The 20,960-nt window shown below is 54.3% G+C and carries 22 protein-coding genes; 8 read left to right on the forward strand and 14 right to left on the reverse strand.

The window, feature by feature from the left end; translation table 11 throughout:
• The 8 genes from G392_RS0111145 to mnmG form a co-directional block, all read right to left on the reverse strand.
• Window positions 1-1,248 (reverse strand): NAD(P)/FAD-dependent oxidoreductase, encoded by a 1,248-nt coding sequence (locus G392_RS0111145; protein ID WP_027010267.1) that lies wholly within the window; start codon window positions 1,246-1,248, stop codon window positions 1-3.
• Between the two features lie 177 nt (window positions 1,249-1,425).
• On the reverse strand, window positions 1,426-4,899 hold the full coding sequence (gene dnaE, locus G392_RS0111155) for a DNA polymerase III subunit alpha (protein WP_027010268.1): 3,474 nt from the start codon (window positions 4,897-4,899) through the stop codon (window positions 1,426-1,428).
• A 40-nt stretch (window positions 4,900-4,939) separates the two neighbouring features.
• Window positions 4,940-5,101 carry a hypothetical protein gene (locus tag G392_RS13850; RefSeq protein WP_156900938.1) on the reverse strand — a complete coding sequence of 54 codons (162 nt, stop codon included), beginning with the start codon at window positions 5,099-5,101 and terminating at the stop codon, window positions 4,940-4,942.
• A 52-nt stretch (window positions 5,102-5,153) separates the two neighbouring features.
• Complete coding sequence (locus tag G392_RS0111165) at window positions 5,154-5,798, reverse strand: C39 family peptidase (protein WP_027010269.1); 645 nt, start codon at window positions 5,796-5,798, stop codon at window positions 5,154-5,156.
• Window positions 5,799-5,860: 62 nt separating this feature from the next.
• Entirely contained in the window at window positions 5,861-6,340 is a 480-nt protein-coding gene (locus G392_RS13855; protein ID WP_245571965.1) for a hypothetical protein, read from the reverse strand.
• Window positions 6,337-6,909: a hypothetical protein gene (locus tag G392_RS13420; RefSeq protein ID WP_084165996.1), complete on the reverse strand. Its 573-nt coding sequence runs from the start codon at window positions 6,907-6,909 to the stop codon at window positions 6,337-6,339. The genes G392_RS13855 and G392_RS13420 overlap by 4 nt, the downstream gene beginning before the upstream one ends.
• 40 nt (window positions 6,910-6,949) lie before the next feature.
• Window positions 6,950-7,819: a hypothetical protein gene (locus G392_RS0111180; RefSeq protein ID WP_027010270.1), complete on the reverse strand. Its 870-nt coding sequence runs from the start codon at window positions 7,817-7,819 to the stop codon at window positions 6,950-6,952.
• 108 nt (window positions 7,820-7,927) lie between these two features.
• Complete coding sequence (gene mnmG, locus G392_RS0111185) at window positions 7,928-9,814, reverse strand: tRNA uridine-5-carboxymethylaminomethyl(34) synthesis enzyme MnmG (RefSeq protein WP_027010271.1); 1,887 nt, start codon at window positions 9,812-9,814, stop codon at window positions 7,928-7,930.
• A gap of 103 nt (window positions 9,815-9,917) precedes the next feature.
• On the opposite strand from mnmG, the gene G392_RS0111190 reads away from it, so the two are divergent.
• Window positions 9,918-10,466: a hypothetical protein gene (locus tag G392_RS0111190; RefSeq protein ID WP_027010272.1), complete on the forward strand. Its 549-nt coding sequence runs from the start codon at window positions 9,918-9,920 to the stop codon at window positions 10,464-10,466.
• A gap of 61 nt (window positions 10,467-10,527) precedes the next feature.
• On the forward strand, window positions 10,528-10,686 hold the full coding sequence (locus tag G392_RS13860) for a hypothetical protein (protein ID WP_156900939.1): 159 nt from the start codon (window positions 10,528-10,530) through the stop codon (window positions 10,684-10,686).
• Here the strand turns inward: G392_RS13860 and G392_RS0111200 are convergent.
• Together G392_RS0111200 and G392_RS0111205 are read right to left on the reverse strand one after the other, a co-directional pair.
• On the reverse strand, window positions 10,661-11,671 hold the full coding sequence (locus G392_RS0111200) for an acyltransferase family protein (protein ID WP_027010273.1): 1,011 nt from the start codon (window positions 11,669-11,671) through the stop codon (window positions 10,661-10,663). The two genes, G392_RS13860 and G392_RS0111200, sit on opposite strands and share 26 nt — an antisense overlap.
• Window positions 11,668-12,606 (reverse strand): aldose 1-epimerase, encoded by a 939-nt coding sequence (locus G392_RS0111205; protein ID WP_027010274.1) that lies wholly within the window; start codon window positions 12,604-12,606, stop codon window positions 11,668-11,670. The genes G392_RS0111200 and G392_RS0111205 overlap by 4 nt, the downstream gene beginning before the upstream one ends.
• Window positions 12,607-12,742: 136 nt before the next feature.
• Here G392_RS0111205 and msbA point away from each other — a divergent pair, with 136 nt between their 5' ends.
• The 5 genes from msbA to ftsH all read left to right on the forward strand — a co-directional run bounded on the left by msbA (window position 12,743) and on the right by ftsH (window position 18,670).
• Window positions 12,743-14,479 carry a lipid A export permease/ATP-binding protein MsbA gene (gene msbA / locus G392_RS0111210; RefSeq protein WP_027010275.1) on the forward strand — a complete coding sequence of 579 codons (1,737 nt, stop codon included), beginning with the start codon at window positions 12,743-12,745 and terminating at the stop codon, window positions 14,477-14,479.
• Between the two features lie 87 nt (window positions 14,480-14,566).
• Complete coding sequence (locus tag G392_RS0111215) at window positions 14,567-15,052, forward strand: DUF3828 domain-containing protein (protein ID WP_027010276.1); 486 nt, start codon at window positions 14,567-14,569, stop codon at window positions 15,050-15,052.
• Between the two features lie 95 nt (window positions 15,053-15,147).
• A complete protein-coding gene (locus tag G392_RS0111220) occupies window positions 15,148-15,924 on the forward strand; it encodes a ferredoxin--NADP reductase (protein ID WP_027010277.1) in 777 nt (258 codons plus the stop codon).
• A 69-nt stretch (window positions 15,925-15,993) separates the two neighbouring features.
• Window positions 15,994-16,614 carry an RlmE family RNA methyltransferase gene (locus tag G392_RS0111225; RefSeq protein ID WP_027010278.1) on the forward strand — a complete coding sequence of 207 codons (621 nt, stop codon included), beginning with the start codon at window positions 15,994-15,996 and terminating at the stop codon, window positions 16,612-16,614.
• 82 nt (window positions 16,615-16,696) lie between these two features.
• Window positions 16,697-18,670 carry an ATP-dependent zinc metalloprotease FtsH gene (ftsH, locus tag G392_RS12900; RefSeq protein WP_376986756.1) on the forward strand — a complete coding sequence of 658 codons (1,974 nt, stop codon included), beginning with the start codon at window positions 16,697-16,699 and terminating at the stop codon, window positions 18,668-18,670.
• A gap of 53 nt (window positions 18,671-18,723) precedes the next feature.
• Here ftsH and G392_RS0111235 read toward each other — a convergent pair whose 3' ends face one another.
• Together G392_RS0111235 and rph are read right to left on the reverse strand one after the other, a co-directional pair.
• Window positions 18,724-19,122 carry an RNA-binding S4 domain-containing protein gene (locus G392_RS0111235; protein ID WP_027010279.1) on the reverse strand — a complete coding sequence of 133 codons (399 nt, stop codon included), beginning with the start codon at window positions 19,120-19,122 and terminating at the stop codon, window positions 18,724-18,726.
• Window positions 19,119-19,850, reverse strand: a complete 732-nt coding sequence (gene rph, locus G392_RS0111240) for a ribonuclease PH (protein ID WP_027010280.1) — start codon at window positions 19,848-19,850, stop codon at window positions 19,119-19,121. The genes G392_RS0111235 and rph overlap by 4 nt, the downstream gene beginning before the upstream one ends.
• An 87-nt stretch (window positions 19,851-19,937) precedes the next feature.
• On the opposite strand from rph, the gene G392_RS0111245 reads away from it, so the two are divergent.
• Complete coding sequence (locus tag G392_RS0111245) at window positions 19,938-20,225, forward strand: hypothetical protein (protein WP_027010281.1); 288 nt, start codon at window positions 19,938-19,940, stop codon at window positions 20,223-20,225.
• Between the two features lie 168 nt (window positions 20,226-20,393).
• Here the strand turns inward: G392_RS0111245 and G392_RS13865 are convergent, their stop codons facing one another.
• On the reverse strand, window positions 20,394-20,531 hold the full coding sequence (locus G392_RS13865) for a hypothetical protein (RefSeq protein WP_156900940.1): 138 nt from the start codon (window positions 20,529-20,531) through the stop codon (window positions 20,394-20,396).
• A 23-nt stretch (window positions 20,532-20,554) separates the two neighbouring features.
• Window positions 20,555-20,960: hypothetical protein (locus G392_RS14000; protein WP_027010282.1), on the reverse strand; the 406-nt coding region annotated here is incomplete at its 5' end.

Consider the following 20,960-nt stretch of genomic DNA (forward strand, 5'->3'; position numbering starts at 1 on the left):
TCAGTCTCCGTCCTGCCGTCCCACCATTTGCGCCAAGGCGTTCAAACGGCGTTCTGCTTTGTCCACAAAGGGGTTTTCCGTGTCCCAAGCGTAGCCTGCCAACACGGAAGCAATCATGCGGCTGATGTCGGCATTGCGCGAGGGCGCGTAAATCACGTCTTGAAAACGCCCGTCATACCAGCCGTTTACATAGGTGCGGAAGGTTTCCACGCCCACCATCAAGGGTTCGGCAAATTCGCGTTGCCAATCGGCGGCTTTGCCGCGCAGGTGTTTGCCCAGCAGGTCGGCGGCGAGCTTGGCGGAGTGCATGGCGATGGTTACGCCCGATGAAAACACGGGGTCGAGAAATTCGGCGGCGTTGCCCAGCAGGGCGAAATGTTTGCCGTGCAGGGCTTTGACGTTGGCGGAATAGCCGCCGATGCGGCGGAACGGCACGCCGTTGTCCCACACGGCATCTGCCAAGATGCGTTGGAGCATCGGCACGTTGGCCACTGCGTTTTTCAAGGCGGTTTCGCTGTCTTGCCCGATGAAGCGTTCGGGCAGTCCGACCACGCCGATGGAGCTGCGCCCGTCTGCAAAGGGTATCAGCCACAGCCACACGTCGCGGCGGGTGCTGTGGGTGGAAATCAGGATTTTGTCGCGGTCGAAATCGGCGGCGGTGATGTGGTCGTCAATATGGGTGAAATGTGCTTCGCGCACGGGCAGGGCAGAGGGGGTGTCCAAATCCAGCAGGCGCGGCAGCACGCGCCCGTAACCGCTCGCGTCCAATACGAAACGGGCGGTCAGCGCGTATGCCGCGCCGTGTTCGGGAAGCACGTTCAGGCGGGCGTGTTCGCCGGTGTTGTCGAACGCGCACACTTCGCAGCCGAAACGCACGTCTGCGCCCTGCTTGGCGGCTTCGCGAATCAAGATGTGGTCAAAACGGTCGCGGCGCACTTGGAAAGTCGTGCCCGGCCCCGCGCTGAATTTGTCGGTAAAATCAAAATGGGTGTAGCGGTCGCGCCATGTGAAGGCTGCGCCGTTTTTGTGTTGGAACGAGGGTTCGGCGTGCAGGGCGGGCAGGAAACCCGCTTCGTCCAGAAATTCCATGCAGTGCGGCAGCAGGCTTTCGCCAATGACAAAGCGTGGGAAGTGCTGTTTTTCCAACACGCATACGGAAAAGCCTTGCCGCAGCAGCAGGGCGGCGGCCACCGCGCCCGCAGGCCCTGCGCCGATAACGGCAATGTCGAAGGATTCGGATACAGGCATGATGTTGTTACGCCTTCACAAAAGGGTGATTATAGTTAATGTTCTTTGATTTTTATACGGCGTTGGCTCGCCTTGCCGTACTTTTGTGCTGTCTGCGGTTCGCCGTCTTGTCTAAAAATAAATTGCATCAACCATATATATTCGGCAGAAAAGAAGCGCCGTCAACGGCATGGCGGGCTACCAATCCACATTGTCCGCACCCAGCAGCTCCGTCAAACGCTTGCCCAGCTCCGCATCGGGCAACAAATACCATTGCGCCGCATCGGGCAGCAGCTCGCCCGAAGCCTGCGCGTTGGCGTAATGCAGACACAGGCGCACCGTACCTTGCGGGTCGGCGTAACTTTGCAGCAGCGCGGCGATTTCGGCAACGGGGCTGTGCGGGTTCAGGCGCAGGGTCAGGCGGCGGGCGTACACGGCGCGGGCTTCGTCCAGCGTGTAAACTGCGTTGGCGTTGATGCGCAAACCACCGTCATTATTGAACATATCCTCGCGCACGCGGCATTCGCACACCAAAATCCGGTCGGCTTTGAGCGTGTCGCGCGACAAGCTTTCCAGCAGTTCGCCGCGCACGATGACTTCATGCCCGCCGCTTTCGTCTTCCAACCAAACCGCCACCATGCGCCCGTTTTTGGTGTTGATGCTGCGCACCGATGTGGCAAAACCCGCCACGCGCACCACATCGTGCGAAGGACGCAGCCGCGCAAGCGGGGTGGCGGCGATGCGGCGCACTTCCTGCGCGTGTGGGGCAAACGGGTGGCCGCTCAAATAAAAACCGAGTGCCTGTTTTTCTTCAGCCAGCCGCGTGCTTTCGTCCCACGCGGGGATTTCGGTCATTTTTACCGCTTCGATGGCATCGTCAAACATATCAAACAATCCGCCCTGATTGGCATTGCCCGCTTTTTGTTCGGCGTGCTGCATCGCCGCTTCCACATTGCCCAGTAACATGGCGCGGTTGGACTCGATGCTGTCAAACGCGCCCGCGCGGATTAAGGCTTCCACCGTGCGCCGATTGACGTGCTGTTTGCCCACCCGTTCGCAAAAATCAAATAAATCTTTGAATTTCCCGCCTTGTTCACGCGCGGCGACAATGCTTTGCACCGCCGCTTCGCCCGTGCCTTTGATTGCGCCGAGCGCGTAACGGATTTGTTTTTTGTTGTTCGGCACAAAACGGTATTCGGACTGGTTGATGTCGGGCGGCAGAAAGCTGATGCCGTTCAGCTTGCTGCGGGCATCGTCATAAAACACTTTCAGTTGGTCGGTGTTGTCCAATTCGCTGGACATGGTCGCCGCCATAAATTCGGCGGGATAATGCGCTTTCAGCCACGCGGTTTGGTAGGACACATAGGCATAGGCGGCGGCGTGGGATTTGTTGAAGCCGTAACCCGCAAATTTTTCCATGTAGTCAAAGATTTCATCGGCTTTTTCGCGGGGAATGCCTTTCTTTTCCGCGCCTTCGGCAAAAATATTGCGGTGTTGCGCCATTTCTTCGGGCTTTTTCTTGCCCATGGCGCGGCGCAGTAAGTCCGCGCCGCCGAGCGAGTAGCCGCCCACCACCTGCGCTGCCTGCATCACCTGTTCCTGATACACCATAATCCCGTAGGTCGGCTCCAACACGGGCTCCAGCAAAGGGTGCATATACTCAAACTTTGCGCCTTTCATGCGGGCGATAAAGTCGGGAATCAAGTCCATCGGGCCCGGACGGTAGAGCGACACAAAGGCGATAATCTCTTCCAAACGGCTGGTGTTTTGCGCCTGCAACAGCATTTTTTTCATGCCCGCCGACTCAAACTGAAACACGGCGGTGGTGTTGGCATCGCGGAAAATCTGATAGGCTTTTTGGTCGGTCAAATCAATGGCGGCGATGTCAATTTCCTTGCCGGTGGTTTGACGGATAAAGTTTTGCGCGGTTTCAATAATGGTCAAATTCCGCAAACCGAGAAAGTCAAACTTCACCAAGCCCACGTCTTCCACGTCGCCCTTGTCGTACATGGACACGGGCGAGGACGATTCGTCCGCCTGATACACGGGACAAAAATCAGCGATTTTTCCGGGCGCAATCAGCACGCCGCCCGCGTGCATGCCCAGATTGCGGGTCAAGTCTTCCAGTTTCAACGCCAAATTCAATAATTCGTCCGCTTCTTCGGCTTCAATCAGGCGCAGGATTTCCGGTTCGGCGTTCAAGGCTGCCTGAAGCGGCAAAGGTCGGTTCGCTTCAAGCGGAATCAGTTTGGACAAACGGTCGCACAAGCCGAACGGCAGTTCCAGCACGCGCCCCACATCGCGGATAACGGCTTTGGACGACATCGTGCCGAAAGTAACGATTTGGCTGACCGCTTCGCTGCCGTATTTGTTGCGTACGTATTCAATCACGCGCCCGCGATTATTCTGACAAAAATCAATGTCAAAGTCGGGCATGGACACGCGCTCGGGGTTCAAAAAGCGTTCAAACAGCAGCGCGTAGGCAATCGGGTCAAGGTCGGTGATGCCCAGCGCATACGCCACCAGCGAACCCGCGCCCGAACCGCGTCCGGGCCCTACGGGGCAGCCGTTGTTTTTCGCCCAGTTGATAAAGTCCTGTACAATCAGGAAGTAACCGGCAAAGCCCATTTGAATGATGGTTTTCAATTCAAATTCAAGGCGTTGCTCGTATTCAGGCAGCTTGGCGGCGTGTTCCGCCGCATCGGGGAACAAATGCGCCAAACGCCCGTGCAAACCCTGATGCGACAATTCGCGCAAATAATCGTTCAGGCTTTGACCGTTCGGCGTGGGGAAATCAGGCAGGAAGTTTTTGCCCAGCGTAAAGGTGAAATTGCAGCGTTTGGCGATTTCCAAACTGTTTTCAAGGGCTTCGGGCAGGTCGGCGAAACGGTCGGCGATTTCTTCGGGGCGCGGGAAATATTGTTTGCGGGAAAAAGGTTGCGGGCGTTTGCGGTCGGCAATCACGCGCCCTTCGGCGATGCAGACGCGGGCATCGTGGGCGGGAAAGTCTTTTTCGTCAAGGAATTGGGTGGGGTGGGTGGCGACAACGGGCAAATCCAGCCCGGCGGCGATGTTCAGGCTGCCTGAAACGATGCGTTCCCAATCGGGGCGGTCGGGCAGGCGTTGCAGTTCCAAATAAAAGGCATCGGGGAACAGCGCGGCGTAACGTGCGGCGGCGGCGCGGGCGCGGTCGGGGTGGTCGGCCGCCAAGTGCGTGCCGATTTCGCCCGCCGCTGCGCCGCACAGGGCAATCAAACCGGCGTTGCTGCCCTCCTCCAGCCATTCGGGGCGCAGTTGCGGCAGGTGCGGGTCGCGCTGCGGGTCGGTGTAGGCGCGGGTGAGCAGGGCGCACAGGCGGCGGTAGCCGTGTTCGTTTTGCACCAGCAGCATCATGCGGAACGGGGTGTCGGGGCGGTCGGGATTGGACACGCGCACGTCTGCGCCGAGTATGGGCTTCACGCCGTGTTTGCGGCAGGCTTGGTAAAATTTCAACGCGCCGAACAGGTTCATCAAATCGCCGATTGCCAAAGCGGGATAGCCCGATTCGGCGGCGCGTTTGGCAAGGTCGGGAATGCGGATGATGCTGTCGGTAATGGAAAATTCGGTGTGGGCGCGAAGCGGGATAAAAACGGGATTCATAATGTGCGGGCTGCCTGAAAATGGGTTTGCCATTTTAACACAGGGATTTTCAGGCAGCGTGCGTGGTAAGATTTCACTTTTCCCACAGCCAAAACCGATTGAATACCGTCCCCACAACGCCACTCAGCCCCATTTTCCAATAGAGCATGTCTTTGTGCGGAAACAGATAGTCCAAGCCCAACACAATCAGCACCGATGTGGTTGGGTAAAATATTGCAGCGATTAGGTATTTCATCAGCATGCTTTTTGAGGGTTGATTGGTTTGGGGTGCGTTATTTTCACAAACATTACCAAATGCGCCTGAAACGCACCTGCTCTGCCGCCAAACGGCTGACCCTTTGCGGCTGGCGCGTGAAAAACGCCGTATTGCGCGGCAAGCCCGCATCTTTCGGCACAACCGCCAAAATTTTCCCTGCCATTTCGCCCTGCCGTGTGTGCCACGATGCCAGAAACTGTGCTTTGCTCATGGAAATGTGTCCCAAAGACGGGTCGGCAAGCAGCACTGTATCGCCATTGATGCCGCGCAACACCGAGAAATGGTCGGTTTTACGGTGCTTCAGATACACAATCACGGGGATTTGCAACTGCGCCAACTGCTCAAACGGCAGCGCGTAGCCTTTGGCTTCAAAACCCAATTCGGGCATAATGCGCTGCATATCGGCAAACGAAGCCCGCATTCGGGTTTTGTCCATTTTTTCCAAAATTTCCGCTTCGGTCAGCGATTGCCCGTAGTAATTGTTCAGCAGCGTGGCAAGCGATGCCGCGCCGCAGGAAAAATCCAAATCTTGTTTGACAATGCCAAAATCACGCTGTGATTTCCAGCTTTGCAGATGGATTTTGCCGTGTGAAATGGGGTTTTCGGTAAAAGTAGGTGTTGCGAATATGGTGCTGCAGAACAATAAAAAAATTGGGAATACAGAAAATTGATTCATAGTATGATTTACTCTTTATTTGGGAAAATAAAGAGACAAAAAGTCAGGGATAAAATTATAATTTAATGCTTGACTGACCCCAGTTTCATAATCGGTATCATCAAAGTCAAATCCACAAAAAAATACTTCTTACAAAATGAATTTAATGCCAAACTATCTTCATATAAGGTATTTCCATCACAACATATTTGTTCTATTTGATTCGTATTTCTGTTCTCTGAAATCAATATTTCAAACATTAAATGGTCATCACAAGATAATGCTAAATCAAAAATTTGATTCAATTTAGCATTGAAAATATAAAAATAATATGGGCGCGGGATAGGTAAAAGATTTAAGGGAAACGGAACTTGAAGCTTTTTAATTTCTGATACGGAACGACTGTATCCACACTTTTCTATATTGTTTGCAATCAAAGAAGGATTTAAGTAACAACTTAATCTTACCAAGATAAAAGTATCATCTAATACAACTTCAGTCTGCATGGCGCGTATAATGCGCCATGCGCGTTTATGACTTATTTCTGTTAAACTAACACTCATTTTTCTATTTTTTTAAAATGAAAATGTCCTTTATCTTGAACACGCCAACTAGAACCTGGTAACTTTGTATTACGAAGTGCTTGATTGAGATTTCTTGCTGTCTGATTAGGAATTTCTTTTGCATAATGTTTATTTGTTCCCCATCTAAGAGCATAGGTATGTGTCTTTTGAGAGTGGCTATAACTTTTACCACCAATACGCACCCAATGTTTAATTGGACCAATAGTACGAGCGGCAGCAGCACCACCGCCTAATCCTAATGTTCCCCCTACTACTGCTCCTTTTGTTACATTACCAGCAAATTTACCCGTATCCCATTTGTAATCCCCTTTATACGCACCATAGGCGTATTGGATACCTTCCCAGCCTCCCCCGATAATAGCACCAACAGCCCAAGGTGCAAGTTCGCCTTCTGTCTCTTTCATCTCAGTTTGAGACAATTCCACCGCATTTACAGGCGCATGAGCAGCGAACACTTGTTGTTCAAAAATTTGTGTCGCATTGTGTTGTGCAAAAGCAGGCGCAGAAACCAGCGCGGCAACAGTCAAAGCAGCAATTTTTGCTTTCATAAAAAGTTCCTTGAGTAAAGTGTGTAAAAAAACGGCAAAGTCAGAAAGTATGGGAAATCCCCAGCTTCCATTCCGCGCTGCCCTGCCCCGATACTTTGAAACGTGCCGATGCGTTGAGCGCGGTGTCTTTGCCGATACCCAAGCCCACGCCCGCATGGGCGTAGCTTGACGTATTCTTTGGTGAAGTTGTGTTGCCGTCCAGCTTGTCGGCTTGGGCGGCTATCCATTGCACGCCGCCGTTGATGCTGATGCGGTCGTTGGCAGCAAAGCTAACGGACGGGTTCAACATCAAAAAATTGCCCGCACGGTATCTGCCGTTATCGGTATTTTTGGCAAGGTTCAGCTTGTAGGCAGCCGTCAGCGACAAAACAACGGGGTCTATGGCTTTGTAGGTGGTCGCACCCACCAACCAGCCTTTGCCCAATGCGGCTTTGCCTTGCGATTTTTCATATACGGCGGTTTCGGCAAAACCGATGAGGGCGGGGTTTTTGCCGTCTTGCACAAATGTGTGGCTGATGCCCAGCGACACATCGGCAAGGTTGCGGCTGCTGCGGCTGTATTCGCGCTCGCCGTTAAAGCTGCGTTCATTGCGCCAAATGTGGTTGGCATTGCCGTAAACATCGGTTTTCCCCGTTAAGCCGTAGCGCAAACCGAGTGTGGCGACCAGCATATCGCTGTTGCGGTTTTGTTCGCGCAGCTCGGTGGGCACCGGCACAAACGATGCCGTGCCTGTTTGGATAAACACGGGGTTGGCAAATTCGCCTTTCTGCTGCTCGCCGTTGATGTAGGCAAGGCTGCTTTCCAAACGCAATTTGCCTTTTTCGGTAAGCAGTTCTTCCAGCGAAAGCGGCAAATCGGCACGGACGGACGGTGCGGAAATGCACAAGGCAAGCGGCAACAGACGTTTCATCGTTCGGTTAATGAAAAACGGGTTTACATTTTTCACATTCTAGAACGGGTTGGGGGGAGTCAAGACTTTTTGCCGATGTTTTTTGTAAAACATTGCTTGTTATGGATTTTATTTTGCGTCTTTAAACCCGCGTTTCAAATGCACCATCAGCAGCGCGACTGCGGCGGGCGTTACCCCCGAAATCCGCGAAGCCTGTCCTGCCGTTTCAGGACGGTGCTGGTTTAATTTCTGCTGCACTTCGGCGGACAAGCCTTTTACTTTGCCGTAATCGATGTTTTCAGGCAACCGCAGCGTTTCCAAATCGCGGCGGCTGCCGATTTCCTCGTTTTGCCGCTCGATATAGCCCTGATATTTCACCTGAATTTCCACCTGTTCCACCACCGTTTCCGCCAATTCGCTTTCCGGCTTCGCGCCGTCCAGCGTCATCAGCGCGGCATAATCCAAGTTGGGGCGGCGCAGCAAATCGTGCAGATTGGCTTCGCGGCTCAATTTTTGCCCGAACACGCGCATCTGCTCGCTTTCAGGCAGCTTGGCGGGCGTGTACCACGTTGATTTCAAACGCTGGATTTCGCGTTCTACCTGTTCGCGCTTGTCGCTGAACGCCCGCCATTGCGCTTCGGAAACCAAGCCGATTTTGTAGCCGTCTTCGGTCAGGCGCATATCGGCGTTGTCTTCGCGCAGTTGCAGACGGTATTCGGCGCGGCTGGTGAACATGCGGTAGGGTTCGTTCACGCCTTTGGTAATCAAATCGTCCACCAAAACACCGAGATACGCCTGTTCGCGCCGCAAAATCAAAGGCTCCTGCCCGCGCACGAACTGCACGGCATTCGCGCCCGCCAGCAAGCCTTGCGCGGCGGCTTCTTCGTAGCCTGTGGTGCCGTTGATTTGTCCGGCGAAAAACAGCCCGTCTATGCTTTTGGTTTCCAAGCTGGCTTTCAGATTGCGCGGGTCGAAATAATCGTATTCAATCGCATAGCCGGGACGGAGAATATGCGCGTTTTCCAGCCCTTTCATGCTGCGGACGAGCGCGATTTGCACGTCAAACGGCAGGCTGGTGGAAATGCCGTTGGGATAATATTCGTGGGTGGACAAGCCTTCGGGTTCAAGGAAAATCTGATGGCTTTCCTTGTCGGCAAAACGGTGGATTTTATCTTCGATGGACGGGCAATAACGCGGGCCCACGCCCTCGATTTTGCCGGCAAACAGGGGGCTGCGGTCAAAACTGTTGCGGATAATATCGTGTGTTTTCAGGTTGGTATGCGTAATCCAGCACGACACTTGGCGCGGGTGCATGGCGGCGTTGCCGCGCACCGACATCACGGGAACGGGCGTGTCGCCCGGCTGCTCGGTAAGCTGGGAAAAATCAATGGTGCGCCCGTCCAAACGCGGCGGCGTGCCGGTTTTCAGACGGCTTTGCGGCAGTTGCAGCTCTTTCAGGCAGCCTGAAAGTCCGTGCGCGGCGGGGTCGCCCGCGCGCCCGCCCGCGTAGTTTTCCATGCCGATGTGGATTTTGCCCGCCAGAAACGTCCCCGCCGTCAGCACCACCGCGCGGGCTTTAAACTCCACGCCCATCGCGGTTTTCACGCCGCTTACGCGCCCGCCGTCCAGCGTGATGTCTTCCACCGATTGTTGGAACAATTCCAGATTTTCCTGATTTTCCAATAGATAACGAATGGCGGCTTTGTACAGCACGCGGTCGGCTTGGGCGCGGGTGGCGCGAACCGCCGCGCCTTTGCTGGCGTTCAAACGGCGGAATTGAATGCCCGATTGGTCGGTCGCCAAGGCCATCGCGCCGCCGAGCGCGTCCACTTCGCGGACGAGATGCCCTTTGCCGATGCCGCCGATGGACGGGTTGCAGGACATTTGTCCCAAAGTTTCAATATTGTGGGTGAGCAACAGCGTGGACGCGCCCATGCGGGCGGCGGCGAGCGCGGCTTCCGTGCCGGCGTGTCCGCCGCCGACCACAATCACGTCATAGGTTTTGGGGTAAATCATGATATTGGATATTTTGAAAAAATCGGGCGATTGTACGCGCTTTCGCGTTGGGGCGAAAGACGGATAAAATAGGTGATGACGTTTTGATTTGGGGCGAAAAAGCATGCTGGAACCGACCACCCGCCGCATTGTCGCCGTTTTGCAACAATGGGACGGCAGGCACGGTTACGCCGAAACCGCGCAAGGCGCGGGCTATCATCTGCACCGCGAACATCTGGAACAGCCGCAGCCCGTATGGGCGGGCATGAATGTGGAAATTTATCTGGACGAAAACGAGCGCGGCGAAACGGAACGCATGGTTTTCCGCCCCGTGCCTTTGGCGGGCGAAGACACGGCGGAAGCGCGGCTGCCCGAACACGGGCGCAAGCTGTATGCGGACGGGAAAATGTCCGCGTGGCAAGCCGTCCGGCAGGGTGTGCTGACGACTGCCGTTTGGTATGGGATAACTGCTTGGTTAAACGATGATAATTTGATTTCTTGGCAAGCTGTTGCCTTGTTGTTCTGCGCCATGTTGCTTATCTACGGCTTGCCGTTGTTGTACCGGCGCAGCCGCCCGCCCGTATGGGTGGACAACGAACAAAGTTTGTGGCTGGACGGCAGCATGGTGCGCGTGGCTTGGGCGGCGCAGGGCAGGGCGTATTATTTTTTTTGACTGGCGCGATATTTATGCCATACGCGAACGCCGCAGCCTGTTTGGGCGCGAATATTGGGTTTTGACCGTGCGCCGCAGCGCGGTGGTGCAAGTCTCGGCGGGCGATGCCGCCGCCCGCGAACAAACAAGCACCGACATCAAATTTTATCCCCGCATCTTAAGCCGCGCCGACCGCGATACCGTGCGGCAGTGCTTCAATTCGTTTGCTTGCCGAAAATAATCCCGTCAAACACCTTTTGCACCCCGTTGCGGCTGCATGCCCATGCCGTCAGCACCGAAGCAAGCGTGGCAAACAGGCAGGTGGCGGCGAAATCGTGGCGCCAAGGGTAAAACGGCTGCACCGCCAGCACCGCAAAGCCGTGCAACAGATACACGGGCAGTGTGCGCCGTCCCAGTGCCGCCAATATTGAAGCGCCGCGCCGTCCGGAGAGCAGCACCGCGCTTTGCAGCGCCGCCAACACGCCCAATGCCGACAACAGCATCACAAACACGCGCAGCAACGTACCGTGTATCGGGTCGAGATGCTGCTGCCAAAAATTAAAGCTGCCGTAAACAAAAGAAATGTTTAACGCGCCCGCCACGCAGCAGTATGCCAGCAAAGCCGTTATCAGCGCGATGCAGGCAAGGTGTTGCCATGCGGGGCAGGTGTGGCGCAAACGGTGCAGCAGTGCCGTGCCGTGTTGTTGCCCGAGCAGGAAAAACGGCAGAAAGCACAGGGTTCTGCCCAAAGAAAACCAATAGGTGTCCCACGTTGCCCAGCCCGCAGCAAGGGCGGCGGCGCAGGAGAGGGCAAGGGAAAAACGGCATTTTTGCAATAAGGGGGTCAGCGCATACCACAGCATCAGGCTGTAGAGATACCACATAATCCAGTTGGGGCGGGCGATGAAGATAATCAAATCATATAGGAATGATTGTGAAATTAAATGCGGGGGGGGGGTAACGCGGTTGCAGACGGTATAAAGCAATTGGAACAGGACGTACAGCAGGGCAAGCCGTTTGATTTTGTGCTGCCAATGGCGGGGGGTGAAAAAGCAGCCGGACAAAAACACGAATGTGGGAATGTGTATCAGGTACATCAGGCTCAAAAGCGGCATTTTGGGCGTTGCGTTCCAGTCAAGCAGCCGTTCGATAAAGTGTCCGAAGACAATCATTATTATCATCAAGCCTTTGGCGGTGTCGGCATGGGGGAGGCGGGTGCGGTTCATGTCGGGCTTTGTGCTTGGTAGGTCAAATCGTAGCGGACGGTAAAGCGGCGGGTGTCGCCGGTGGGCAGGGTGATGCGCCCGATGCCGTTGTTGAAGCAGTCGGGGGCGCCGCTCAGGTTTTCCAAGGCAAGGGCGTCGCGCTCGGGGGGCAGGTACACCTGTATGAAGGGGTAGGCGGCACAGGCGTAAATATTCAGTGTGAAATCTTGGCTGTGCAGGGTGCAGGCGGGGGTGTCGGCGGCGGGGTCGGTGCGGACGAAGCAGTCGTCCAAGGTTGCGCCGCGCAGGGAGGCGGGTTCGGCAAAACGGTGGTCGTCCAGCGTGTCGCCGGTGGGCAGCAGTTCGGCATCAAAGCGCAAACGGCGGCGGGCGTGTAGTTGCAGCGTCCAATCGTCGGCGCAGCCGCCCAGTGTGAAATACGGGTGCCAGCCGTCCGCAAGCGGCAGGGGCGCATGACCCGTGTTGGTGATGTCGGTTTGCACCGACAAGCCTTGCTGGTTGAGGGTGTACAGGATGTCGATGCGGTAGGGAAAGGGATAGCCCGCGCTGCCGCCGTAGTCGTGGCGCAAACCCGCCCACGCGCCATCGGCGTTCGTGCCGATGCGGTACACGGCAAATTCGGCATCGTAGAGCAGCCCGTGCAGCGCGTGTCCGTCTGCCATGTGTTTGTCGATGTGGTGTGCCGTGCCGTTGAAGCGGTAACGCCCGTGCCGCAAACGGCAGGGAAACGGCGACAATTTGGCAGAAGCAAAACGCCGTGTGATGTTTTGGCGGGCATCATCGGGCGAAGCGTAGCCGCGCAATGCGTCAAACCATGCGTTTTGATGCCAAACGGCGTAGCGGTTGGGCAGTGCGCCGAAGGTGTAGATTTCGACATCGTGGCGTTGGTGTGCGTGCAGGCGAATCCGCTCGCGGTCGTGGGTGGCGGCAAACATGGGGCGCGGTTTCCAAAAAAACGGGAAGTGATTATAACCCTGCTGCGGCAGACGATTAAAGCACTTGCCCCATAAATTTGTGGTTGGGGACGGTTTTCCCGTACAATGCCGTTTCGTCCCATCATCACGCTACGCCATGCACACCACTCCCGCCGCCGTCCTCTACCGCAGGCTGCTCGGCTACCTGAAACGCTATCTCAAACTGTTTGCCCTGTCGCTGTTGTCGATGATGGTGGTGGCGCTGACCATGCCCGTGTTTGCGTCTTTGATGAAACCTTTGATTGACGAAGGCTTTGTCGGCAAAAATCTGACGATGGCAACCTGGCTGCCGGTGGCGATTGTCGGCTTGTTTGTGGTGCGCGGCGCGTTCAACTTCATCAACGAATGTGTTACCGCCCACATCGCCGGACATCTGGTGCAAACCATGCGCCAAGAGCTGTATGCCAAACTGCTGCGGCTGCCCGGCGCGTATTTCGCCCGCCATTCGAGCGGGCGCATCATGTCGCGGATTATGAACGATGCCGGACAAATCACCGATGCCGGTTTCAACGTCTTGACCGTGCTGGTCAAAGACGGCGTGAGCGTGGCGGCTTTGCTGGTGTGGCTGCTGTATTTGGACTGGAAACTCACGCTGATTACCCTGATTACCCTGCCCGCCATCGGCGGCTGCGTGCGCGTGTTGAGCCGCCGTTTGCGCCAATTGTCGTCCGACAATCAACAGCTTAACGGCGAAATGACCCAATCCTTGAGCGAAACCGTTTCAGGCAGCCGCGTGATTAAAATTTATGGCGGACAAACGCACGAGCAAACACGTTTTGCGCGTTTGGCGGCGGCGGTGCGCCGCAACGGCGTGCGCCAAACCGCCGTGTCCGCCGCCAGTTCGGGGATTACCCTGCTGCTGGTGGCGTGCGCTCTGTCGCTGATTTTGTACCTCGCCGCCAAACGCGCCCAACACAGCGATTTCAGCGCGGGCGACTTTATGTCCTTCCTCACCGCCATGACCATGATGTTTGACCCCATCAAACGCATGACCGGCGTGATGCAGTCGCTGCAACGCGGCTTGGCGGCGGCGCAAAGCGTGTTTGACTTTTTGGACGAAGCCGAAGAACCCGCCAACGGCACTTTGCCCCTGCCCGAACAAACGGGCGACATCGTGTTTGAAAACATCGTCCACCGCTACGCCGATGCCGAACGCAACAGCCTGAACGGATTGAGTTTGACCGTCCCCGCCGGTAAGGTTTACGCCTTGGTGGGCGCATCGGGCTGCGGCAAAACCACGCTGGTGAACCTGCTGCCGCGCTTTTTTGACCCCGATGTGGGGCGCATTCTTATCGGCGGCACCGACACCCGCCACGCCGACATCGCCGTTTTGCGCGAACGCATGGCGCTCGTCAGCCAAGACGTTGTTTTGTTTAACGGCACAATCGCCAGCAACATCGCCTACGGCGCACAAAGCGGCGCGTCCGAAGCCGAGATTACCGCCGCCGCCGAAGCCGCGAATGCGTGGACGTTTATCCGCGAGCTGCCGCAAGGTTTGCACACGCCCATCGGCGAAAACGGCATGAAACTGTCGGGCGGGCAACGCCAGCGCATCGCCATTGCCCGCGCCCTGCTGAAAAACGCGCCGATTTTGATTTTGGACGAGGCCACCAGCGCGCTGGACAACGAGTCGGAACGCTTGGTGCAAGCCGCTTTGGAACAACTGATGGCGCACCGCACCACCATTGTGATTGCCCACCGTTTGAGTACGGTGGAAAAGGCCGATTGCATTGTGGTGATGGACGGGGGGCGCATTGTGGAACAAGGCACGCACGCGGAATTGTTGGCGAAAAACGGACGTTATGCCGATTTGCGCCGTTTTCAGAGTGCTTAAGGATGGAGCATAATAGATAACCACGTCCTTGAATTTGAGTGAAGTGGAAGAATTTAAATTTTTTATTCACCTTGGAGTATCCATATTATGAACAAATATTTTTTAGCAATTATTGTGGCATCATTGTCTTGGTCTGCAATTGCGGATAATACCAACCATATGCAAAAAATTGAGTTGGTCAAGTCCGTCTACAAGCCCTATTTTCGTTCTGCAAACAATACTGATGTTTTTGCCATGCCGAATAAATTTACTCAAGATTTTTTATCGGTATTAAAAGAGGATCAAAATAATACGCCTGATGATGAAGTTGGTTGTATTGGTTACGACCCCATTATTAATGGACAGGATTGGAATGAAACATTATTGAAGCGAAGTTTAAAGGTTAAGGTATTGAGTGGTAATAAAGTTGAAGCTACTTTTTTGCAGTTGGGAAATGAGGTGACAAGAGTGCAATATATTTTACAATGTGTCAAAAATAAATGCCTAATAGATGATATATTTTTGCAACTTCCCGATGAGACGAAATTTTCCTCCTTTAAGCAAACCACCCGCCAATGTATAGCGGAGAATTGAATCCTTCCTTTTTAGTAATTTTAAATAAATCTAAATTAATAGATGGATTGCAAGAAAATATATAAGGTATTTTTTAACCCATTGAAAGAAAAAACATGGCAGCTTTTAACACCCAAACCGTCCTCTCCGTCCACCACTGGACGGACGCCTATTTCACCTTCACCTGCACCCGCGACGACAGCCTGCGTTTTGAAAACGGACAATTTGTCATGGTCGGGCTGATGGTGGACGGCAAGCCCCTGATGCGCGCTTATAGCGTTGCCAGCGCAAACTGGGAAGAACATTTGGAGTTTTTCAGCATCAAAGTGCAGGACGGGCCTTTGACCAGCCGTTTGCAGCATTTAAAAGTGGGCGATGAAGTGCTGATTAGCAAAAAGCCAACGGGAACATTGATTTGCGGCGATTTGAATCCGGGCAAACATTTGTATCTGCTCTCCACCGGCACGGGTATCGCACCGTTTTTGAGCATCACCAAAGACCCCGAAGTATATGAACAATTTGAGAAAATCATTTTGGTGCACGGCGTGCGCTACAAGCAGGATTTGGCGTATTACGACCGCTTTACCCGCGAATTGCCCGAACACGAATATCTCGGCGACATGGTGAAAGAAAAACTGATTTACTATCCGATTGTTTCGCGGGAAGAGTATGTGCATCAGGGGCGTTTGACCGATTTGATGCGCTCCGGAAAACTGTTTGCAGACATCGGTTTGCCGCCCATCAAGCCGCAGGACGACCGCGCCATGCTGTGCGGCAGCCCGCAAATGTTGAAAGACACTTCGCAGGTGCTGAACGATTTCGGTTTGACCGTGTCGCCGAAAATGGGACAGCGCGGCGATTATCTGATTGAACGCGCGTTTGTGGACCAATAAACTGTTTTCAGGCAGCCTGAAATTTTGGGGCTGCCTGAAAATCTTTTTCATTGTTTTAAAATAATTTTTATGCCCAAACTCTCTAAATCCTCCAAAGCGTGGCTAAACGAACACGTCAACGACCCCTACGTCCACCGCACCCAAAAAGACGGCTACCGCGCCCGCGCCGCCTACAAACTGCTGGAAATTAACGAAAAAGACAAAATCATTCAGGCAGGCACGGTGTTGGCAGACTTGGGCAGCGCGCCCGGAAGCTGGTCGCAAGTGGCGGCAAAATTGGTCGGCGCACGCGGCAAAGTGTTTGCGCTGGACATTCTGCCGATGCAGCCGATAGACGGCGTGGACTTTATCCAAGGCGATTTCCGCGACAACGAAGTGTTGGCGCAATTTGAGCAATTACTGGGCGGACGCGCCCTCGACCTTGTAATTTGCGACATGGCACCCAATATGGCGGGCAATGCCGTGATTGACCAAACGCGCAGCTACTATCTGTGCGAACTGGCATTGGCTTTCGCCGCTGACCACCTGAAAACGGGCGGCACATTTTTGGTCAAAGTGTTTCAGGGGGCGGGATTTCAAGCGTTTCAGGCAGCGATGCGCGAACAGTTTGCCACCGTGCAAACGCGCAAGCCCGATGCCTCGCGTAATCGTTCCAGTGAACTTTACCTATTGGGCAGAAATAAACGCTGACAAGCCTTGCTGCCTGATTTACAATCCGTTTTCAGTTTTTTGAATTTTATTGAGGAGTGATGCTCAAGTGGGGAACAGTACGATGAAAAACCTGCTGATTTGGGGGGCGTTGTTTTTGGCGATTTTTGCCGGCGTCAATGCCATGCAGGACAAAAAAACCGATGGGCAACAAATTGAATATTCGCAATTTTTGAAACAAGTCCGTGCGGGTGAAGTGGCGAGTGTCAATCTGGAAGGTTCGCCCGCAGGCTATGTGATTAAGGGCAAGCGCAAGGATTCCATCAGCAGCGCGTTCAGCACCAATGCGCCTTTGGACGACAAGCTGATTCAGACTTTGGAAGAAAATGATGTCAGCATCAAGGTTACGCCCGAAGAGAAACAAGGCTTTTTGGGCAGCCTGTTTATCAGCCTGCTGCCCGTGCTGCTGCTGATTGGCGCGTGGGTGTATTTTATGCGCATGCAAAGCGGCGGCGGCAAGGGTGGCGCGTTTTCATTCGGCAAAAGCCGCGCCCGTCTGCTGGACAAAGATGCCAACACGGTGAAATTCGCCGATGTCGCCGGTTGCGATGAAGCGAAAGAAGAAGTTCAGGAAATCGTTGATTATCTGAAAGAACCGGGGCGTTATCAGAATTTGGGCGGCCGCGTGCCGCGCGGCATTTTGCTGGCAGGCAGCCCCGGCACGGGTAAAACTTTGTTGGCAAAAGCGATTGCGGGCGAAGCGGGCGTGCCGTTTTTCAGCATTTCCGGTTCGGATTTTGTGGAAATGTTTGTCGGCGTGGGCGCAAGCCGCGTGCGCGATATGTTTGAACAGGCGAAGAAAAACGCGCCCTGCATTATTTTTATTGACGAAATTGATGCGGTGGGCCGTCAGCGCGGCGCGGGCTTGGGCGGCGGCAACGACGAACGCGAACAAACGCTCAACCAGCTTTTGGTGGAAATGGACGGCTTTGAAAGCAACGAAACCGTGATTGTCATCGCCGCCACCAACCGCCCCGACGTGCTTGACCCCGCTTTGCAGCGCCCCGGCCGTTTTGACCGCCAAGTGGTTGTGCCGCTTCCCGATATTCGCGGGCGCGAACAGATTTTGGCGGTGCATGCCAAAAAAGTGCCTTTGCACGATTCAGTGGATTTGCACACTTTGGCGCGTGGTACGCCGGGCTTTTCCGGTGCGGATTTGGCAAACTTGGTGAACGAAGCCGCGCTGTTTGCCGGCCGCCGCAACAAGGAAAAAGTAGACCAAAGCGATTTTGAAGATGCCAAAGACAAAATCTATATGGGCCCCGAACGCCGCAGCATGGTGATGCAGGAAGACGAAAAACGCGCCACCGCCTATCACGAAGCGGGACACGCGATTGTGGCGGAAAGCCTGCCGTTTACCGACCCCGTGCATAAAGTAACGATTATGCCGCGCGGACGGGCGTTGGGCTTGACGTGGCAGCTTCCCGAACGCGACCGCATCAGTATGTATAAAGACCAGATGTTGAGCCAAATCAGCATTTTGTACGGCGGTCGGATTGCCGAAGATTTGTATGTGGGACGCATTTCCACCGGCGCGTCCAACGATTTTGAACGCGCCACCGCCATTGCCCGCGAAATGGTTACGCGTTTCGGTATGAGTGACAAAATGGGCGCGATGGTGTATGCCGAAAACGAGGGCGAGGTGTTTTTGGGACGCAGCGTAACCCGTTCGCAGCATATTTCCGAAAAAACCCAGCAGGAAGTGGACGCGGAAGTGCGCCGCATTTTGGACGAGCAATATGCGGTGGCGTATAAAATCTTGGACGAAAACCGCGACAAGATGGAAACCATGTGCAAGGCTTTGATGGAATGGGAAACCATTGACCGCGACCAAGTGCGCGAGATTATGGACGGCAAGCAGCCCAGCCCGCCGAAAGATTACAGCGCGAATGTGCGTAAAGATGACGGCGGCGATGCGGGCGGCGAAACCGCACCCGCCGATGAAACGCCTGCCGCGCCGCCCGCTGCCCCCGTGCCGGTAACGGAAGTTGTGCCGACACAGCAAACGGCAGAAACATCGTCTGCAGACAAGGCATAAAACACAATCACCTGAAAAATTTTATTTTTCAGGTGATTTTTTATTTGGCGGAATCAATCGCGGCTTTCGCGCCTGAATTTGTCCAGTTGGCGGCGGTCGCGCTTGGTGGGGCGGCCATCGGGATACGCCGCGCTGATGCGCGATGCTTGGTCGAGCAGCCGTTGCGCTTCGCGGCGGGCGGCGACGGCTTCGTCTTCGCGGTAGAGCAAACGCGCTTCCGCAGCAGGACGGCGTTGCGGGTTCAGTGCCAGCACCGTGAGCTTGTAGGGCAGCGAATTAAGCGTTAAATCAAGGGTGTCGCCCGCGTGAATGTATTTGCCGGTTTTGACTTTTTGTCCGTTTACCTGCACGCGCCCGAGTTCGATGTGGCGTTGTGCCAGCCCGCGTGTTTTGAAAAAACGCGCCGCCCACAGCCATTTGTCCAAACGCATGGTGTCGGGTGCTTGGCTCATGATGCTGCCTTTTCAATGGCTTGTTGTTGAAGTTGTGCCAATTGGGCAATGCCTTTGTACGCCAGTGCAATCAATTGCTGCAATTCATCCGTGCCGAATGCCGCGCCTTCTGCCGTGCCTTGAATTTCAATGATTTTTTCGGCATTCAACATCACCAGATTGATGTCGCTGTCGCAGCCCGAATCTTCGGGATAATCCAAATCCAAGCGTGCCGTGCCGCCGACCATGCCCACCGAAACCGCCGCCACGCTGCCAATGAGCGGGTTTGCTGAAATTTTCCCTGATTTTAAACAACGGCTTAACGAGATTGCCAATGCCACATATGCGCCGGTAATCGCGGCGGTGCGCGTGCCGCCGTCTGCTTCCAACACATCGCAGTCAATCAGAATTTGGCGTTCGCCCAATTTGCCCAAGTCCAGCGCGGCGCGCAGGCTGCGCCCAATCAGCCTTTGGATTTCCTGCGTGCGCCCCGATTGTTTGCCGGCGGCGGCTTCGCGGCGCATGCGCGTTTGGGTGGAAGCGGGCAGCATGCCGTATTCGGCGGTCAGCCAACCGCGCCCCGTGCCGCGCAGCCACGCGGGGACGTTTTCGTCCAGTGTGGCGGTGCAGAGTACGCGGGTGTGTCCGCAGCAAATCAGTGCCGAGCCGTCTGCGCGGGGCAGGAAGTCGGGGGTGATGGTAATGGGGCGCAAGGCGTCTGCGGCGCGGTTTTGTCGTGTCAATGGCATAAAATTACCTTGTAATCCGATGATTTTTTGTCAAATTGCCGTATGTTCTTATATGATGGCGTCATTGTCAATGACCGGAGTGAACGCATGTTTGGCATCTTGGTGTTTTTGATGGTGGCAAAATGGCAGGATTTTTACGCAGACCGTTCGGCTGCGTGGCAATGGGCGGCGGGCTATGCGGCGGCGGCAACGCTGCTGAATGGCGGTGGCGCGGTGCGGATGTTGGTCGGTTTTGCGGTGTCGGGGCTGTATGCGTGGGCATATTTTGCCCTGCTGCGCCGTTTTACCGATTCGTTGCGGGTGTGGATTCCTTTGTATTTGGGCGGTGCGGTGCTGCCTTTGCTGTTGTCGGTGCTGCTGACGGCGAAGATTTAGGGCGTCATCATTTAAATCTTTTATTATAAATCAGCACAATACAAAAACCGCCGTCATTCCCGTGTAGGCGGGAATCCAAATCGAAGCAGGTGTAGGTTGGGTTGGAGCGAAGCGCAAACCCAACAAAATCCATAAATTTTCGGAAAAATGTTGGGTTTTCACTTCGTTTCACCCCAACCTACGCTTACTTTCTTTTTGCAAGGTATCGAAAATTCGATGGAATTCTTCACGAACCTCATGTTTTAAATCATTGAACACACCCAAAGGAATAATATGGTGCGCTTGTACGGCAACATAATCAGCCATAATCAAATCTCCAATATAAAAACTTAATCAATCAAACAGGGATTTAAATACCAATCTTTAATCATACCCGCATTATCCAATGCTTGGTACAGCCTTTTGGATAAAAACACAGACTGCATCAGCATCGGATCATGCCAAATATCCAGATCACAATATGGTGCTTCATGAGACAAGACAAGATCTCCTTCCCACTCATAATAAACATGATGTTGGTAGCCGTTTCGTTCATAACCTGAAGAACGGCATGAAGGACTTTTTTCCGGCAATACATAATGCCGCCATTCGGCAAGGTCAAAAAAATAGAAAAACCTTTCGTCATCAGGTTCTAATGTGCCCATATTGTAGATTTGCAGTTTAACCAATTTGCTGTTGCCCAAATGAAACTGCTGCAAAATTTCGCCGCATGCTTCGCTCAGCACCAAATGATTA

The organism is Conchiformibius kuhniae DSM 17694 (assembly GCF_000428785.1).
GTDB classification, from domain to species: domain Bacteria; phylum Pseudomonadota; class Gammaproteobacteria; order Burkholderiales; family Neisseriaceae; genus Conchiformibius; species Conchiformibius kuhniae.

Bases quoted from the DNA above. Each gene is read 5' to 3' on its own strand.
- G392_RS13855 (WP_245571965.1), bottom strand. From the start codon at position 6,340: ATGAGTGTTAGTTTAACAGAAATAAGTCATAAACGCGCATGGCGCATT.
- G392_RS0111245 (WP_027010281.1), top strand. From the start codon at position 19,938: ATGTTTGGCATCTTGGTGTTTTTGATGGTGGCAAAATGGCAGGATTTT.
- G392_RS0111235 (WP_027010279.1), bottom strand. From the start codon at position 19,122: ATGAGCCAAGCACCCGACACCATGCGTTTGGACAAATGGCTGTGGGCG.
- rph (WP_027010280.1), bottom strand. From the start codon at position 19,850: ATGCCATTGACACGACAAAACCGCGCCGCAGACGCCTTGCGCCCCATT.
- G392_RS0111220 (WP_027010277.1), top strand. From the start codon at position 15,148: ATGGCAGCTTTTAACACCCAAACCGTCCTCTCCGTCCACCACTGGACG.
- G392_RS13865 (WP_156900940.1), bottom strand. From the start codon at position 20,531: ATGGCTGATTATGTTGCCGTACAAGCGCACCATATTATTCCTTTGGGT.
- dnaE (WP_027010268.1), bottom strand. From the start codon at position 4,899: ATGGCAAACCCATTTTCAGGCAGCCCGCACATTATGAATCCCGTTTTT.
- mnmG (WP_027010271.1), bottom strand. From the start codon at position 9,814: ATGATTTACCCCAAAACCTATGACGTGATTGTGGTCGGCGGCGGACAC.
- G392_RS13850 (WP_156900938.1), bottom strand. From the start codon at position 5,101: ATGAAATACCTAATCGCTGCAATATTTTACCCAACCACATCGGTGCTG.
- msbA (WP_027010275.1), top strand. From the start codon at position 12,743: ATGCACACCACTCCCGCCGCCGTCCTCTACCGCAGGCTGCTCGGCTAC.
- G392_RS0111215 (WP_027010276.1), top strand. From the start codon at position 14,567: ATGAACAAATATTTTTTAGCAATTATTGTGGCATCATTGTCTTGGTCT.
- G392_RS0111145 (WP_027010267.1), bottom strand. From the start codon at position 1,248: ATGCCTGTATCCGAATCCTTCGACATTGCCGTTATCGGCGCAGGGCCT.
- G392_RS13420 (WP_084165996.1), bottom strand. From the start codon at position 6,909: ATGAAAGCAAAAATTGCTGCTTTGACTGTTGCCGCGCTGGTTTCTGCG.
- G392_RS0111190 (WP_027010272.1), top strand. From the start codon at position 9,918: ATGCTGGAACCGACCACCCGCCGCATTGTCGCCGTTTTGCAACAATGG.
- G392_RS0111225 (WP_027010278.1), top strand. From the start codon at position 15,994: ATGCCCAAACTCTCTAAATCCTCCAAAGCGTGGCTAAACGAACACGTC.
- G392_RS0111180 (WP_027010270.1), bottom strand. From the start codon at position 7,819: ATGAAACGTCTGTTGCCGCTTGCCTTGTGCATTTCCGCACCGTCCGTC.
- ftsH (WP_376986756.1), top strand. From the start codon at position 16,697: ATGAAAAACCTGCTGATTTGGGGGGCGTTGTTTTTGGCGATTTTTGCC.
- G392_RS0111200 (WP_027010273.1), bottom strand. From the start codon at position 11,671: ATGAACCGCACCCGCCTCCCCCATGCCGACACCGCCAAAGGCTTGATG.
- G392_RS0111205 (WP_027010274.1), bottom strand. From the start codon at position 12,606: ATGTTTGCCGCCACCCACGACCGCGAGCGGATTCGCCTGCACGCACAC.
- G392_RS0111165 (WP_027010269.1), bottom strand. From the start codon at position 5,798: ATGAATCAATTTTCTGTATTCCCAATTTTTTTATTGTTCTGCAGCACC.